Source organism: Streptomyces sp. NBC_00354 (assembly GCF_036106915.1).
GTDB lineage: Bacteria > Actinomycetota > Actinomycetes > Streptomycetales > Streptomycetaceae > Streptomyces.
Window position 1 is genome coordinate 684305 of the sequence record NZ_CP107983.1, and the last position, 16267, is coordinate 700571.

General features: G+C 71.9%; 14 protein-coding genes. 7 read left to right on the forward strand and 7 right to left on the reverse strand.

Going from position 1 to position 16267, the window contains the following annotated elements; genetic code table 11:
• Positions 1 to 224: 224 nt before the first annotated feature.
• A complete protein-coding gene (locus OHT74_RS03380) occupies positions 225 to 698 on the reverse strand; it encodes a hypothetical protein (protein WP_328619256.1) in 474 nt (157 codons plus the stop codon).
• Between the two features lie 209 nt (positions 699 to 907).
• Between OHT74_RS03380 and OHT74_RS03385 the strand changes: the two genes are divergently transcribed.
• On the forward strand, positions 908 to 1807 hold the full coding sequence (locus OHT74_RS03385) for an alpha/beta fold hydrolase (protein ID WP_328619257.1): 900 nt from the start codon (positions 908 to 910) through the stop codon (positions 1805 to 1807).
• A 114-nt stretch (positions 1808 to 1921) separates the two neighbouring features.
• Here the strand turns inward: OHT74_RS03385 and OHT74_RS03390 are convergent, their stop codons facing one another.
• Complete coding sequence (locus OHT74_RS03390) at positions 1922 to 3568, reverse strand: ABC transporter substrate-binding protein (RefSeq protein WP_328619258.1); 1647 nt, start codon at positions 3566 to 3568, stop codon at positions 1922 to 1924.
• Positions 3569 to 3619: 51 nt separating this feature from the next.
• Positions 3620 to 5737: a hypothetical protein gene (locus OHT74_RS03395; RefSeq protein WP_328619259.1), complete on the reverse strand. Its 2118-nt coding sequence runs from the start codon at positions 5735 to 5737 to the stop codon at positions 3620 to 3622.
• Positions 5738 to 6052: 315 nt separating this feature from the next.
• Here OHT74_RS03395 and OHT74_RS03400 point away from each other — a divergent pair, with 315 nt between their 5' ends.
• From OHT74_RS03400 to OHT74_RS03410, 3 genes are all read left to right on the forward strand, one after another.
• Positions 6053 to 6412 carry a hypothetical protein gene (locus OHT74_RS03400; protein WP_266660490.1) on the forward strand — a complete coding sequence of 120 codons (360 nt, stop codon included), beginning with the start codon at positions 6053 to 6055 and terminating at the stop codon, positions 6410 to 6412.
• A gap of 119 nt (positions 6413 to 6531) precedes the next feature.
• Positions 6532 to 7665 carry a site-2 protease family protein gene (locus OHT74_RS03405; RefSeq protein WP_328623245.1) on the forward strand — a complete coding sequence of 378 codons (1134 nt, stop codon included), beginning with the start codon at positions 6532 to 6534 and terminating at the stop codon, positions 7663 to 7665.
• 73 nt (positions 7666 to 7738) lie between these two features.
• On the forward strand, positions 7739 to 8479 hold the full coding sequence (locus OHT74_RS03410) for a PP2C family protein-serine/threonine phosphatase (RefSeq protein ID WP_266660491.1): 741 nt from the start codon (positions 7739 to 7741) through the stop codon (positions 8477 to 8479).
• 84 nt (positions 8480 to 8563) lie between these two features.
• Here the strand turns inward: OHT74_RS03410 and OHT74_RS03415 are convergent, their stop codons facing one another.
• Positions 8564 to 9373 carry a LysR family substrate-binding domain-containing protein gene (locus OHT74_RS03415; RefSeq protein ID WP_328619260.1) on the reverse strand — a complete coding sequence of 270 codons (810 nt, stop codon included), beginning with the start codon at positions 9371 to 9373 and terminating at the stop codon, positions 8564 to 8566.
• Positions 9374 to 9431: 58 nt separating this feature from the next.
• Between OHT74_RS03415 and OHT74_RS03420 the strand changes: the two genes are divergently transcribed.
• Positions 9432 to 9836: a DUF5997 family protein gene (locus OHT74_RS03420; protein WP_266660495.1), complete on the forward strand. Its 405-nt coding sequence runs from the start codon at positions 9432 to 9434 to the stop codon at positions 9834 to 9836.
• 83 nt (positions 9837 to 9919) lie between these two features.
• Complete coding sequence (locus tag OHT74_RS03425; RefSeq protein WP_266660497.1) at positions 9920 to 10639, forward strand: beta-glucanase; 720 nt, start codon at positions 9920 to 9922, stop codon at positions 10637 to 10639.
• Positions 10640 to 10664: 25 nt separating this feature from the next.
• Here the strand turns inward: OHT74_RS03425 and OHT74_RS03430 are convergent, their stop codons facing one another.
• From OHT74_RS03430 to OHT74_RS03440, 3 genes are read right to left on the reverse strand one after another with little or no spacing between them, the layout of a single operon-like run.
• Positions 10665 to 11303, reverse strand: coding sequence for a hypothetical protein (locus OHT74_RS03430; protein ID WP_328619261.1), 639 nt, complete (start codon positions 11301 to 11303; stop codon positions 10665 to 10667).
• Positions 11304 to 11357: 54 nt separating this feature from the next.
• Complete coding sequence (locus tag OHT74_RS03435) at positions 11358 to 11729, reverse strand: hypothetical protein (protein ID WP_328619262.1); 372 nt, start codon at positions 11727 to 11729, stop codon at positions 11358 to 11360.
• A 24-nt stretch (positions 11730 to 11753) separates the two neighbouring features.
• Entirely contained in the window at positions 11754 to 13190 is a 1437-nt protein-coding gene (locus tag OHT74_RS03440) for a zinc ribbon domain-containing protein (protein ID WP_328619263.1), read from the reverse strand.
• Between the two features lie 119 nt (positions 13191 to 13309).
• Between OHT74_RS03440 and OHT74_RS03445 the strand changes: the two genes are divergently transcribed.
• The gene (locus OHT74_RS03445) at positions 13310 to 16249 is read left to right on the forward strand and encodes an AfsR/SARP family transcriptional regulator (RefSeq protein ID WP_328619264.1); all 2940 of its coding nucleotides are present in this window, start codon (positions 13310 to 13312) and stop codon (positions 16247 to 16249) included.
• Positions 16250 to 16267: the final 18 nt, after the last annotated feature.

Genomic DNA, 16267 nt, shown 5'->3' on the forward strand with positions numbered 1-16267 from the left:
ATCTCCCAAGCGTCCGGCCCCCGGCGATCTGCGGCCGGAACAGGTACGGCCGCTGGAGATCGTCGACCACGGGCGTCCGCAGGCCGGCTCGACCTACGGGGGTGTCACTCGGAAGGGGGCGCCCGGGCCGCCACCTGGTGGATACGAGCCGTACGCGGGGCGGGTGCCCGGCACCTGGCGGCGGGAGGGCCCGGCGGCGGTGCACCGCCGCCGGGCCCGGTGGGTCAGCGGACGTCGAAGCTGATGGAGGAGGCCTTGTCGTTCATGCCGTCTCCGACGTACGCGTTGTAGCCGTAGTACGTCTGGTGGGCGCCGCGGAAGTCCTTGTGCTCCCAGAGGGTGATCGGGCAGCTGATGCCCTGGGCCGAGCTCACGTTGTCGTTCCAGCCCATGGAGGCGAGGTCGTTGAACTCCGGGTAGCGCCAGTTGCAGCCGACGCTGCCGCGGAAGGTCATCTCGCTGCCGCCGGAGTTGGAGTCGCTCCATATCCTCCCGAGGTCCTTGTAGTCGGCCTGTGCGCCGAGCTCCGCGGCCTGGGCGCGGGTCGCGAAACAGCCGCCCTCGCCCGTGTCGGCGATGTAGGTGCAGAACGTGGCGGCCCGGGGGGCCGGCGCCTGCTCGGCGGCGGCCGCCGGGCCGACACCGGCGCCGGCGCGGTGGGCGCCGTACGACTGGCTCGATCGGAACGGCGGACCCACCGGGCCGGTGACCCGGCCTGCCGATCACCGACGGCGGCTCGGGACTGCTGTCACCGGGGTGGCCGAAGCGGCATCCATCCGGACGAATCGACGCCGCACAGCCGATTGTCCACTTCTCAACGAACGGGGCGGACACCCAAGGAGGCCTGACCGGACAGCAGTTGGCCGGAATTCAGCCCCCACTGATCGCGGAGTCATAGGATCTACTCATGAGTAACTTAACTGGTGGAGATGAACCGACGGGCGGCCGGACGACCGGCGACGGCATCACCTTCGTCCTGGTCCACGGGTCGGGCAGCAATGCGTACGCCTGGTCACCCGTACTGACCGAGCTGGGGCTGCGCGGGCGGCGCGCGGTCGCGGTCGATCTGCCCGGGCACGGCCCCGGCGCCTACTTCCCGCTCTCGTACCAGGCTCCGCAGGACCTGGAACGGCTGCGTACGGAACCCTCCCCCATCTCCGGGAGGACGCCGGCCGACTCCGCCGAGCACGTGGCCGCGGTGGTGCGGCGGGCGCACCGCAACGGCCCGGTCGTCCTGGCCGGCCAGAGCCTGGGCGGCGTGACCCTCAACGCCGTGGCCAACCTGGTGCCCGAACTGATCTCGCACCTCGTGTACATCTCGGCCTTCTGCCCCACCAAGCGGGGCTCGGTGGCGGAGCTGATGACCACACCGGAGGCGGCCACCAGCTTCGTGTTCAAGATGACCCCCGTCCCCACGCCGCCGGAGCTGGGGGTCACCCGGGTCAACTGGCGGACCAGCGACCCGGCGTTCCTCCGGGTCGCCAAGGAGGCGCTGGCCGCCGACTACTCCGACACCGAGGTCCGGACCCTGCTCAACATCCTCGAACCCGACGAGTCGGCCGCCATCGGGGTCTCCGATTCCCGGGGCCTGCCGCAGCGGTGGGGCCGGGTCCCGCGCACGTTCCTGCGGTTCACCGAGGACCGGACGATCCCGCCGGCGCTCCAGGACCTGATGATCCGGGAGGCCGACGAGACGACCCCGCGCAACCGCTTCCGCGTACGGTCCCTGGCCGCCCCGCACATCGGCCCGCGCAACCCGGCGCTGCTGGCGGACGAACTGGAGCAGATCGCCCGGCTCTGCCACTGAGCCGGCGGGCCGGATCAGCCCACCGGCGCGAGCCTCAGGTGCTGCGGCGGACGTGTCAGGTGTGCGGAGAGGTCCAGGTCCCGGAAGCGTCCGCCGACGGTGATGCCCGCCGCGTCAGCAGCCCGGTGCCCCCGTACCGCCGCGCTGGGGCAGGCTCAGGTTGGGGGCGGAACTCGGCCAGGTGAGGGTGACCGTCTTCGTCGTCCCGTCCGGGTTGAGCTGGACGATGGGGGCGGGCTTGCCGACCGGGTTACCGTCGGCGCCGAACGAGAGCCAGCCGCTCGCCCCCGGGAGCATCTGCGCGCAGTAGAACTGGTGGAGGATGCCGGTCTCCAGCCCCGGGTTCTTCAGGCCCGCCTCGTCGTGCCGGGCCGCGCTGATCGCGGCGACGGCGGCGTCGTGGGTGAGCATCGCCTGGCCGCTGGCGAGGTCCGCCGGGTCGAAGGCCAGGGGTGCCGCGCCCGACTGCGTGGTGGCCAGGGGCTGCTTCGTGCACGGGTCGGGCCGCCCGGTGAACGCCGACCAGAACTGGTCGTAGTTGCGCTTGGCGTCCGACCCGGGGCATTCGGTGCCCCACTCGTCCGGACTGGCCAGGGCCGTGTACGCCACCGTCACCCGGCCGGAGGCGACGCCCTTGAGGACCGCGTCGTCGCGGATGGCCTCGGAGGCGTCGTCCCCGACCAGGATGCGCAGCTGCGGGATGCCGCAGGGCGCGCCCTGCACCCAGTTCTGCACGAAGGCTCCGAGGTCGCGGCCGCGTCCGGCGAAGTACACGACGGACGGTGCGGCCTGGCACAGGTTGGCGTGCATCAGGTTGAACTGCTGGATCAGGTAGTCCTGGCGGCCGGCGCCGCTCGGGAGGCTGCGGGGCGAGGTGTACGGGAGCACCGTCACCGTGCGGTCCGTCGCCTGGAAGCGGCTCTTGGCCTCCGCCGCCAGCGTGGCCGTGTAGTCGTCGTCGGCGACGCTGTCCGCCACCACGGCGAGCGAGGTCACGGCCGGGCGCAGCCCGGACACGTACTGGTTGGCGGCGATCACGGAGTCGGAGTTGGTGGGCGAGACCCGGAACATGTCGGGGATCGTCCGCTTGCCGGCCGGGTCCGCGGGGTCCAGGTTCATCGAATTGCCGGTGACCGTCGATCCGATGACGGGGATGTGCAGCTGGGCGGAGATGGCCGCGGCGGCCTGCCGGGTCTGCTCGGTGCTCTGGCCCAGGCCGACGACCGCCGAGATGTGCTCGGCCGCCGCGTTCTTCTTGACGCTGGCGACCGCCTGCTGCCAGGACCCGTACTGGCTGCCCATGTTGGCCAGGTACAGCTTCACTCCGGGTGTACTGCCGTACGCGGCCGTGTTGTTGGCCCGCCAGACGGCGGCTATGGCGCCCTCGATGTTGTGGTAGAGCGATTCGTAGGTCAGCGTGTCCACGTCTTCGACGGGCGAGAGGTTCAGCATCAGCACCACGCTGGTGGAGTTCCCCTGCACCGCCTCGTTGGCGGTGCGGATCGTGTTCTCCAGCTTGTGCATGCGCTCGGGTTCGCCCTTGGTGAAGGGCGTGCTGCCGAGGTTCACGCCGACGCACGCCAACGGCGTGCCGGCAGCGGTCATTCCGGGCCCGCACGACAGCGCGGGCGGGAACAGCACGCCGTAGCCCCAGGTGCCGCCGAACACGGCACCGGCCAGGAGCAGGAGGGCGGCGGTCAGCGAGAGCACGGGATGGCGGCGCAGCCGGCCGAGCCGTGGGTTGCGTACACCTGCGGGCATGAGGACTCCTTGCGGTGCGCCCGGCCACGCCGAAGGCGTGGCGCGGAGGGGTCAGGCGAACAGCGCGCCCGCCTGCTGGAGGGCGCTGACGTCGAGCAGACGGGAGTTGTGCGAGAGCCGTTCGAAGCCCTCTTCGATCTGGGCGTCCCAGCGCCGGCTGCGCTCGGTGAGCGGATCGTTGTACAGCCACAGCAGGGCCAGGAGCTTGGCCGTGGCGACCGCCACGACGTCCCGGCCGGTCTGCTCGATCCCGGCGAGGAGGAGCGCGTACGACTCGTGGGCGGACTGCTCGTGGACCAGGCGGCACGGCGCCGAGGCCAGGTAGTCGAGGAGGCGCACCCATGCGCGGTGGTCACGGTCGAAACGGCTGGCCAGCGCCTCGGCCACGGGGGCGAACTTGCCCAGGGCCAGGTCGTAGAAGAGCTGCTGTTCCTCGCGTGCGAGGCCCGCGCCGTTGTGGGTGGCGGCGACGGAGGCCAGGGCCCGGGCCTGGCGGGTGAAGACGTCGTGCCACGGGTCGGCGGGCCGCTCCCCGTCCGCAGCGGCGGCGGGTGCGCCGGCCGGGGTGGCGGCGGAGAGCGCGGTGAGCGCGCAGCGGCTCAGCCAGGGATGCAGTACCGGGGGTCTGTCCGCCTCGCCCCAGCCGACCTCCCGGATCCGGGAGGGGCGGTGGAAGAAGGTGCTGACCCACAGGTTGCGGCGTAACAGCTCGAGGCTGCGCGGCAGGTCGGCTATGTCCTGCGGTACGCGGGGGTCGTCGGCGGTGCGCATGTCGGCCAGGTAGGCGGCCGCCAGGACGACGGGAGGCGGGTTGGTCCATTCCGGCGCGGGTGCGGCGAGCCCTTCGGGAAGGCTGGTCTCCAGGGCCCGCGACCACAGCGGTCTTCCGCTCGCGTCGACCACGGCGGGCAGGGGTCTGTCCGGTACGCCGGTCTCCGCGTCCGGCGGTGTGCTCTCGCGCTGCTCCTGCAGGGCGATGGCGGCGCCCCAGTGGCCGCCGGTGAGGGCGTGGACGACGGACGCCGGAACGGGTGCGGCGAGCGGCGCGGCGTCGTCGGTGAGGTACGAGACCCGCTCCTCGGACATCGGATCGAGCCACACCGGATACCAGTAGTGCGCCGCCGAGGCGGGGTCCGGTCCGGCGCCGGCCTCGTCCTGCCGGTTCCAGCGCGTACGCGTGGCCCGGCTGAGGAGGGGGACGCGGCGCTGCGGGGTGTCCGGCAGGGGGGTGGTGCGCCAGGGCTCGCACCAGCGGGTGGTCCATTCCGGCTGCCACTGGTCGCAGGCGGCGAGGACGACGAGCGGGTCGGCTGCGGCCCCCGAGCCCGGCTCGTTCTGCTCGTTGCGTATGCGCGCCGCGACGAGTGCGGCGAGGAAGCGTCGGCCGGCCGGGGTCTGGGCGCCGTCCACGAAGAGGACCCAGGCGTGGTCGTGCCGGGCGGCCCGGCCGGCGTACTCCTCCGGCAGCTCGCAGGAGCACGAGGAGCGCAGCGCCGGGTGGCGTTCCGCCTGGTCCTTGGCGTCGGCGAGGAACGCGGCGAGCAGCGGCCCGACCGCGGCCGACCGGGACGCGGAACTCAGTCTGATCAGCGCGTCGAGGGAGCCCGCAGCCTCGGCCTCCGGGATGCCGACGTGCCAGCGCAGCGCGTCTCGCAGGCCCCAGCGGGCGGTGCTCTGCAGCAGCGATCCGATCACCGGCCGGGCCCGTTCCCGTACGGCTGTGGCCACTTCGCGCGCCTGCCCCTGCACCAGCGGGCTGAGCGCCCCGGTGACCACGACGTCCACCGTGGCGTCCACGGCCTCCTCCAGCCGGATGGCGAACCGGCCGCGGCGGGTGTTGCGCGTGTACTGGTGGATCAGGCCTTTGATCTGGTCCGTGGCGCGGGAGCGGTCCGCCTCGAGGTTCTCGTTGAGGGCCAGCAGCCCGAGGGCGAACCGGTGGAAGACGGGGCTGCGGCGCAGTGTGTCCCAGCCGCGCATCATCTGGAAGGCCACCAGGGCCGCGGCCGACACCGGGTCCAGCGGGTTCTCGTGGAAGTCGAGGTGGGCGTGGACCACCGTGGATCCGCAGCCCTGGGACAGGGAGCGGAGCATGGTGGTCTTGCCCGACTGCCGGGGCCCGAGCAGCGCCACCACGGGCTGCCGCTGGTCCGGATACCGCCAGATCATGTGCCGAAGAAAAGCGTCGGTCCCCTCCGCATGACCGAGCTCCGCCGTTGCGCTCACCATTCCCCCGCCCCCCAACCGAAAGTGCGACGCACGCGCCGACGGAACGGAAGGTAACACCGCAAGGACGCGGAGCGACGGTGAATACCGCGGATCTCCTTCCCAGAATTCCGGGACCGCACGCGGAACCTGCGGTGATCCTGCGGTCGATCTTCAACGGATATTCTGCGTCCACGCAGGCGGAGCCAGAACGCCTGGAAGCAGAAGCAACACCCGATGTGCCGGGCCGCACCGCGCGCGGCAGGAGATGGAGTCCCGATGGACGTGCAGCACTTCGAGCGGATCACCGCCTTCATCGAGGCGCGGCTCACCCCGCTGTTCGACGAGGCCACCGGCAGCGAGCGCGGTTTCGCGATGGACGACACCTCCCGTGCGCTGCGCGCCCTGCGCAACGCGGTGCTGGAGGCCTCGGCGGTCAAGGGGCTCGTCGAGAAGCGTGCGGAGGCCGAGCCGGCGCTGCGCCGGGTGATCGACCAGTCGGTGGAGCACCACTGGGACGTGCTGCGCGGCATCGCCCGCCAGTGGGAGGACCACGCCGACTTCCTGCGCGAGTTCAAGCGCCACGCGTGGGAGCTCGACGAGGCCCTGGCCGCTCCGGCCGCCGCCACCGAGGGCTGAGCCCCGCCGGGTGCCGCCCCCTGCCGACCGCGTCCGCGGGCCGGGGCGGCACCCGGCACGGGTCCGCGCCCGGAGTGACAATGGGTGTGGACCCGCTGCCGAGCCGGCAGGAGACGACGATGAACGGCTCGGTCCCGATCGGACGTGTTGTAGGGGTGCCACTGCGCATGCACTGGAGCGTGCCGCTGCTGGTGGTGCTGTTCGCGTACGGGCTCGGCCGCCAGACCCTCCCCGTGTGGACTCCGGGGCGCTCGAACGCCGTCTACACCTTCGCCAGTGTCGTGGGGGCCCTGCTGCTGATGGGCAGCCTGCTGCTGCACGAGACGGCGCACGCCGCGACCGCCCGCAGGAGGAAGATCTCCGTCGAGGACGTCACCCTGTGGGCGCTGGGCGGGATGACCAGGATGGGCCGGCCGCAGACCGCCGCGGCGGCCTTCGTGGTGGCGGTGAGCGGGCCGCTGACCAGCCTGCTGCTCGGCGGCGCCGCACTCGGCGCGGGGATCGGGCTGCACGCCCTGCTCGGCTGGGCGGTGCCCGCAGCCGTCCTGGTCTGGCTCGGGTGGACGAACCTCTTCCTCGCCGTGTTCAACCTGCTGCCCGCCGCGCCGCTCGACGGCGGACGGGTGCTTCAGGCGCTGCTGTGGTGGCGTACGGGCGACCGGGATCGGGCGGATCGGGCGGCCTCGCGCAGCGGGCAGGTCATGGGCGTGCTGCTGACGGCCGTGGGCTGGATCTCCTTCGTGCGCGGGTCGTCGGGCGGGCTGTGGCTCGTCTTCCTCGGGCTCTTCATCGCGTTCGTCGCGGGCGCGGAGCGCCAGCACGCGGTGCTGCGCACGGCCCTGCGGGGCGTGCGCGTGGCCGACGCCATGTCCAGCCCGGTGGCGACCGGTGCCGACTGGCAGAGCGTGCGGCAGTTCATCGACGAGGTGGCCGCGGAATCCCGGCATTCCGCACTGCCGCTGCTCGATTTCGACGGCCGCCCCAGCGGGGTGGTGCACGTACGCGCGCTGGCCCGGATCCAGGATGCGCAGCGGGACGCACTGCGCGTGCGCGATGTCGCGACCCCGCTGGCGCAGTGCGCGGTCGCCGCCCCGGACGATCTGCTCGGCGAGGCCCTGGACGAGCTGCGCCCGGGGACCGGGCTGCCGGTGCTGGTGGTGGACGGGGGCCGGCTGGTGGGGATCGTCACCGCGAAGGACATCAGCCGGCTCGTGCAGCGGCAGACGCTGCGCGGCGGCCGGGAGCCCGAGTGAGGCGGCGGGCGCCGGGAGCCGCGATCCGGCTCCGAGGGCGGCTTCGGGTTCGCGGCGCGACAATGGGGGAGCGATGACGTACATAGCCGTGAGCGCATTGAGCCATGCCGGGCTGGTACGGGACCACAACGAGGACAGCCTCGTCGTCGGGCCGTGGACGCTGTGCGCCGGTGTGACGCGCAATCCGCAGACCCTCGTCTTCCCGACCGGTTCGCCGCTCGTAGTCGCGGTCGCCGACGGGATCGGCGGGCAGCCGGCCGGCGAGGTGGCGAGCGCGCTGGTCGCCCGCCAACTCGCGATGCTCGGGCCCTCCCTGGACAGTGAGGGAGCCGTCCGCGAGGCGCTCGTCCTCTGCAACCAGGCGGTGTATGCGGCCGCCGACAGCGATCCGCAGCTGGCCACCATGGGCACCACGGTCGCGGGTGCCGTCGTACTGGAGGACTCGCTGATCTCCTTCAACGTCGGCGACAGCAGGGTCTTCGACGCCACGGCGGAGGAGCTCCGGCAGCTGAGCGTGGACGACAATCCGCCGCTGGAACCGGGGCAGCGCACCACGTCCCTGCTGACCCAGGCGCTCGGCGGCGCCCGCCGGCGCAGCGCGATCACGCCGCACGTCTCGACGGAGCCGCTGTCCGCCGGAGGCCGCTTCCTGGTGTGCTCGGACGGGCTGACGGACCCGGTACCGCCCGAGGAGCTCGACGAGCTGCTGCGGGTGCACGACGACGGCAAGGCCGCTTTCGAGCTGTGGAAGGCCGCCATCGACGCAGGCGGCCCCGACAACATCACGCTCGCGCTGGTCAGGATCGGCGTATAGCGGCCCGAGCGGAGGCCGGGGCCGGGTGGGCCCGAGCGTGACCGTGCGTGACCTTCAGCGGACCGGGTGGGCAGGCGGGCGGCGCTACGGCCGGCGGCGGGGCTTGCCGCCCTTGCTGCTCTTGCCGCCCTTGGCTCCGCCCTTGGCTCCGCCCTTCGCACCGCCGGAGCCGCCGCGCGGGTTCTTGCCGCCCGACGTCCCGGCCGTGGGCTTGCGCCCCGCGCCGGCCGCTTCGGGGCGCTTGCGCTGCTTCGGCTGCGGCGGGGTCTGGGCACGGCCGCGGGTGCTGTTGACGGTCCGGCCGCGCACGATCCCGATGAACTCCTCGACCAGGTCGGTGGGTTCGCCGTCCGGGAACGACAGCGCGACCCGCGACTCGGGGGCGTCCGTGACCGTCCGGTACGTGAGGTCCTTGCGGTGGTGCAGCCGCGCGAGGGACTGCGGGACGACGAGGACTCCGATCCCGGCCGCCACCAGTTCGATCGCGTCCGCCGTGGTGGCGGGGCGTTCGAGCGCGGGCCGCCCGGGCAGGCTCTCCCACTCCAGGGTGTCGTCGAGGGGGTGCAGCACGATCTCGTCGGCGAGGTCCCCGGTGGACACCTCCTCCACGGCGGCCACGATGTGGTCCTTCGGGACCACGACGACCGTGGTCTCCGTGTACAGGGGGATCGCGGCCAGGCCCGTCCGGTCGATCGGCAGCCGCACGAACCCGGCGTCGGCACCGCTGCCCCGCAGCATGTCGGGGGCTTCGGCGGCGGACACCTGGAGGAGGGTCAGCGGGATGCCGGGCAGGCGCTCGTTCCAGATCCGCACCCACTTGCTGGGCGTCACTCCCGGGACGTACGCGAGCCGGAACGAAGGAGATGCTGAAGGAGATGCTTCCGGGCCTGTCACCCGGCCAGGTTACCGGCCGTGGTCAGAAGTAGCGCACACGCTCGATACTCTTGACCCCATGACGTCGCACAAGACCACCCAGACCATGAAGCCCGCCACCGCGGCGAAGAAGCTGGGTGTGTACCTCGAAGCCACCCCCGCTGAGTTCCAGGAAGGTGTCGTGACCCGCAGCGAGCTGAACGCGCTGCAGGCCGAGCCGCCCCAGTGGCTGCAGGATCTGCGACAGAGCGGACCGCACCCCCGGCCCGTGGTCGCGGCCAAGCTCGGCGTCTCGATCGCCGGTCTCGCGCGCGGCGGGGTCACTGAGGCCCTCACCACGGAGCAGATCGACGCGCTGAAGCAGGAGAACCCGGAGTGGCTCCAGAAGGAGCGCACCACCCAGGCCGAGGTCCGCAAGGAAGCCGTCCGCATCAAGGAGAAGCACGCGGAGCGCGCCGAGAAGATCCAGCAGTCCGGCTCCTGACCGGCGTGCGCCGCGGGCGCCCTCGGCGCCCCGAAGTGCCCCGAAGTGCCCCATCCCGGGCCGATCGGATAAAGATCACCGGAATGCGGACGGCGCGCCGCGGGCAGAGCTGCTGGGTGATCTCGCAACTCCTCGCCAAGTTCCGGCGCCCCGGCGCACTCGTCTTCTCGGCCGACTTCGGCTCTACGTCCCGGTGGGTCGCCGGGCGGTCCTGGGCCTATCCCGACGGCGGCCCGGTCAATCCGGGCGACAGCAAACTCGATCACCTGACCGACGATCCCGCCTACAGCCGCGCCGGGACCTTCCGCGCCACCCGGCGGCCGGACGGCAACTGGGACACCGGCCTGCTGACCACCGAGGGCAGCGACGAGGGGTTCCTGCTGCGCGCGGAGGACGTGCTGGAAGCCCGGGTCAGACTGCCGGAGGCGGTCGGCGCCTGGCCCGCGATCTGGACCTGGCGGGACGGCGGCCAGGAGGTCGACGTCTTCGAGTACCACCCCGACAACCCGGACCTGCTGGAACTCTCCAACCATGTGCGGGGCGGCGGATCGTTCTACTTCCGCGACGCCGCCGTGCAGCCCGGCGCGTGGGTCGACCTCAAGGTCAAGTTCGGTGCGAACTCGGTCGTCTGGTGGGTCAACGGCACGCGCGCGTTCGCCGACCGCAGCGGGGTGGGCCGGCGCTGGCGGGCGTACATCATCGTGAACCTGTCGGTGAGCGCGGGCCGCTACCACCCGGCCCCCGACCCCGGTGTCTCCGAGATGTCGTACGAGGTCTCGGACCTCCGCGTGTACCGCTCCTAGCCGTTCGCGATGAAATGCCGTCGGGTCACTTCTCAGTGACGTCCGCGCCGACGATCACGCCTCCGGACACCGTGTAGGTCCCCTGGTACACCCTCAGTGAGCCGTCCGCCTGGATCGCGCGGATCAGGACACGGACCCGGCCGGGGTTCACGGTGTTCACCGAGCTGAGCGAGATGCTCGCTGTCGTGTCGTAGCCCGCCACCCATTTCGCGTAGGAGGTGTGGGCGATGTTCCTGCCGCCGAGCTCCCAGGCTGCTGCGAAGTCCTGGTTCGCGATGTCCTGGTAGTACTCCTCCACGACCTCGCCCGGGTCGTCGGGACGAGCCGGTCCGGTCTCGGCCGGAGGCTGAACGGGAGAGGTGCCCGCTGCGGACGGAGCGGAGGAACGAGCAGGCTCGGCCGATCGCAGGGTGGGAGGCGGGACGACGGCCGACGGCACGGAGGAGCCGGAGTCCGCTCTCGACGGCAGGCCGCTCAAGGCCCCATCGGCCGCGGCCCGCTCCGCCCGCTCCATGGGCGTGGGAGCCACGGCGAGAAGCACGCCCGCGCTCCCCCCACCCACCACCACCAGAGCCGCCACCAGCCACAGCAGCCACCGTGGAAGCACGGTGAATCCGACGCGGACGTAGTCGGGCCCGGTGGGCCGGGAGGATGGCGTGGTCATCTCCTGTGAACTCCCTCGTTTCCTTCCTTCGGATTTCCGGTCTCCAAGGGCTGTCTACAGGCCGCGAATTGCCTCCTCGATCGGCACCGCGAGGGAGGCCAGGGCAGTGAACCCCGCCACCGCACTCACGAGCGCCCTGGCGAGCGTCCTCAGCTTGCCCAGGCGCGGGATTTCGGAGGCGAGTTCCTCGCGCGCGTCCTCCGCCGTCTCGATCAGGTCTGCGCGGTCGGGGTGATCGGAGCGGCGGAGTTCGTCGATCAGCCGGGAGACCAGATCCCGGATCTCCTGAGGCGATTGCTGTCGGCCCTCGCCGACCTGTATCGACCCGCTGGTGCTGACCTCGGCCTGCGCGTTCCTGCCGCTCGCGACAGCGGCGGATATGACATTCGAGCCGCCCGTGGCGATGATCCCGTCGTTTCTCCGCATTTCTTTCCTCGCTCTTCACCGTTGTCAGTCCATTTTCACAAGCGGTATTTTCTTGAGAATCTTCGCTGTGATCTTGGAGTTCTCACCGGAGGCGACCGAGCTGGATTGGACGCTCGCTCCATGGCTCGCGATGATCCCGTGATTGATAATCAACTCCTGGCGTTGCACGAGCTCATCCGTGTGGATGCCGTGCGCCTCCGCGAACTCCACGATCGCGTTCAGTACCCGCTTTTCGATCGCCTTCAGGACCATGCCGCTGTCCGCTTCCTGGAAGTAGCGCTGATGACTCTTGTCCGCGGCGTTGCGGCGCACCGCCTGCCGGGCCCCGTAGTCGAAGCGGCGCAGCTGCGTGATCAGCTTGTCCTGCTCGCGGACCCGGAAGTACATCCAGTGGTCGGGTGCGAAGCCCGTGATCGCGCGCACCGGCGAGGCCAGCAGCTGGAACACGGTGGAGACCAGGGTTCCCATCAGGAGCGTGACGACCTCGCGCAGCGGAGGGCGGGGCATCAGGGTGTCGATGACCCGGTAGCGGTCGCGCAGGGGGAACAACACGGTCGGCACCGCCTCCACGACGAGGCTCGAGTCCGAGCGGACGAAACGGATGAACAGAGACGTCACCAGCTCCCCGCCCCAGCCCGTGGAGTGCACGGCGAGGTAGGGCCGGGCCTTCTCCTGCGGCGACCGCTTCAGGGCGTCCATGGACTCGGGCGTGATGGCGGCGACGGGACGGCCGAGCGGATCGGGGAGGAGGCGCCTGTCCTCCCGGAGGGCCCGGCCGTCGACGAAGAGCCGTTCCTCGATTTCCAGACAGGGAAGGCCCAACGTGCCGAGCCGGCCGGCGACATGGGCGTAGAGGTCCGTCACGTCGAAGTCCTGCGGCTCGATCCCCGGCCGGCTCGGCGACGTGACGTCGAAGGCCAATGACCACGAGTCGCGTTCGGACCCGTACCCGGCGAACGGCGAGTAACCGCTGTACGTGGTGACGTTTCCCTTGGCGTACTCACCGATCTGGCGCAAGCGCGCAGCTGCGCTCTCGTTGATCGGCGCAGGAGCGGCCGCGGCGTCGAACCTGTCCGGGCTCAGACTCTGCATGGGCCTGCCGTACTTGGTGGCGAGCTCGAAGGAGAACACCGTCATCCAGGCGAGGAACAACACCAGCAGGCTGATCCCGGGCATTGCGACCCATACCTGGAAGACCAGGACCAGCAGCAACAGGACGGCCAGCAGGATGTCCCGCGCGTGCCTGCGGGCGTTGGCGAGGTATGCGTGTCTGAGCACCACCGGGACGTCGCAGGCCGGGGCCGCGGCCACGCCCAGATGAGGCTCGGCCGCCACACCCTTGACGAGGGACTTCGCATAATCACGATCCAGGTATGCAGCCGCGCACAAATACCTGGTCACGTCCCTGCTGCCACCCCATCCCGGCACCGCGGCGCGGCGCGCGGCGGTCGAACCCGTCATACATCCCCCCGAATTTCAAGACATCCGGCATTCGTCACGTGCACCATGAGCCTTGCCAAGCATCGCCGGGGGCGCTGCAATGCTGATGAAATTTCGATGATGCGCGTGAAAGGAATCGAGTGGACGGGGAATCTCCGCAGCGGCTCCGGATCGCGCTGCTCGGGCCGGTCCGGGCCTGGCGGGGAACGACGCCGGTGGACCTGGGACCCGTCCGGCGACAGGCCGTGCTGGCCGTGATGGCGCTGCGGCCGGGCACCTCGGTCAGCCACGAGGACCTGCTCGACGGGGTGTGGGGTGCGGCGCTGCCGGGGTCCGGCCGCCGGGTGCTGCCGAGCTACGTCTTCGCGCTGCGCAAGGCCCTCGACCTGGAGGGCACCGGGCTGGAGCACTCGGTGATCCGCAGCAGCCAGGGCCGGTACGGCATCGCCGTGGACGGGATCCGCATCGACGTGGCCGAGTTGGCCGAGCAGGTCCAGGACGCGCAGCGGGCGAAGGCGTCCGGCGATGTGGTCACCGCGATGGCTCGGCTCACCGATGCGCTCGCCCTGTTTCGGGGGGAGCCCCTGGCCGGTCTTCCAGGGCCGTTCGCGCAGGCCGAGCGGCGGCGGCTGGCGGAGCAGCGAATCACCCTCCAGTCCGAGCGGCTCGAATGCCTCGTACTGTCGGGCCGGGCGGCCGAGGCCCTGGACGGTCTGGCCGCACTGTCGGCCTCCGCCCCGTACGACGAGGCGCTCCTGGCGCTGCACATGCGTGCCCTGTACGCCGGCCAACGCCAGGCCGAGGCGTTGAACGCCTACCAGGGCATGCGCGAGCGGCTGCGCGACGAGCTCGGGGTCAGCCCCGGCGCAGCGCTGAGCCAGGTGTACGAAGCCGTGCTGCGCCGCGACGACGAACGGCTCCTCGGACCGGCGGCGGCCCGCCCCGCCGCCCTCCCCGTCCCGCCCCGGCCCAGGCATCCGGTCAACGAACTGCCGGGCGTCACCGGGGTCCTCATCGGGCGGGAGCGTGAACGGGCCCTGCTCGCCACGCCGTCCCCACCCGACTCCGTGGGCGTCGCGGCCGTCGACGGCATTGCCGGGGTCGGCAAGACCGCACTCGTCGTCCGCGCAGCCCAGGGGCTGCGCAGCCGCTATCCGGACGGCTGCCTCTTCGTCGATCTGCGCGCGCACAGCCCGGGGCGCCAGAAGCTCTCGCCGCAGCGGGTGTTGCGGCGGCTCCTGCGCTCGACCGGCACCGCCGACAGCGAGGTACCTGCCGACCTGGACGAACTCACCGCCGCCTGGCGTGCGGCGACCGGCTCGCTGCGGCTGCTCCTCGTACTGGACGACGCCCTGGGAAGCACACAGATACGCCCGCTGCTGCCCGCAGGCCCGGGCAGCATGGTGATCGTGGCCAGCCGGCAGAGACTGGCCGGACTGGACGCCGACCGGCGGATCACCCTGGAGCCCCTGGAGACGGGCGACGCGGAGTCCCTGCTCGAGCATCTCGTCGGGGAGGAGCGCGCGACCGGGGAGCGGGAGGCGGCGCGCGAGCTGGTCCGGCTGTGCGGCGGGCTGCCGCTGGCTCTGCGCATCGCCGGGACACGGCTGCAGACACGCCCCGCCTGGACCCTCGCACATCTGGTGCACCGCATGGCGGACGACGACCACCGGCTCGGTGAGCTCAGTGCCGGGGACCGCAGCCTCGAGGCGGCCTTCCGCCTCTCGTACGACCAGCTCGCTCCCCCGCAGCAGCGGGGGTTCCGCACCCTGGGCCTGGCGCCGACGGCCGAAGTCGACGTGCTCACATCAGCAGCCATGCTGGGCCGGCCGGCCCGCGAAGCCGAGCAGATCCTGGAAGGCCTGGTCGACACGAGCCTCTTGCAGGAGCCCCGTCCGGGCCGCTACCGGCTGCACGACCTGGTGCGGGTCCATGCCCGGCGACTCGCGGAAGCCACCCCTGCCGAAGCCGGGGCGGCACGCACCGCCGCGCTCCGCCTCCACCTGGACGCGGCCCGGACCGCCAGCGACTGGGGTCCCGCCGGCTTCCCCACCGGTCCGCCGCCCACGGCAGGCCCCTTTGCGGACCGGGTGGACGCGAATGCCTGGCTTGACGCCGCCACATCGGAGCTCGCCGACGTCGTCGGGTACGCGGCAGGCCTCGGCGAAGCCGACTACGCCTGCTGGATCGCCGAGGCTCTGACCGACCACTTCCTGCGCCGGGGCCGCTATCACGAAGGCCGGGCAGCCCTGGAAGCCGCCCTCCCCCAGGCGGACCGGGCCACCGACCGGCGGATGGTGCCCGCGCTGCGGAACTGCATGGGGATCATCGACATCTACCAGGGCAACGCCGTACGGGCGCATGCGACGTTCACCGAGGCACTGCGCCTGAGCCGGCAGTGCGCGGACCGGCACGAGGAAGCCCGGGCCCTGAGCGGGCTCGGCGCCGCCGAGCTGAACTCGGGCCGGTCCGACCAGGCGCTCTCCCCGCTCGCCGCGGCGGTCGACCTGGCCCGGCTGCTGGACGACGACTGGCTGGTGTCCATGACTCTCTGCGTGCTCGGCACCGCCCACCGCATGCTGGGGCAGACCGGGGAGGCGCTCCTCTGTCTGACCGAGGCCACTGCCCGCGCCGAGGCGAACGGGCGGCCCACCATGATCAGCAGAGCCCTGAGCTGCGCCGCCGACGTCCTGCTCGACCTCGGCCGGTTCACCGAGGCCAAGGAGCTCCTGCGCCGGGCGGCCGACCTGATGCAGCAGGCAGGCGACGTCCCCATGACCGCGATCCTGCTCAGCCTGCTGGGCACAGCGGAGTTGGGCACGGGAAACCCGGAGGCGGCCATGGCCCTCCAGCACGAGGCTCTCTCCCGGCAGCAGCTGCTGTCCCCGCTCAACGAGCCCCACTACACCCGCATGGAGATGGCCATCCGCAGCCGGCTGGGGCACGCCTACTCCGCAGCAGGCCGAGTCCCCGAGGCCCGCATGCAGTTCCGGACGGTACTCGCGATCCCCGGCGGGGACGCGTACCCCGCGGAGCGCGAGCTCGCAATCGCGGGGCTCAGGGACTGCGAGAGCTCGTAGGACCCGACCCGCGTGCGC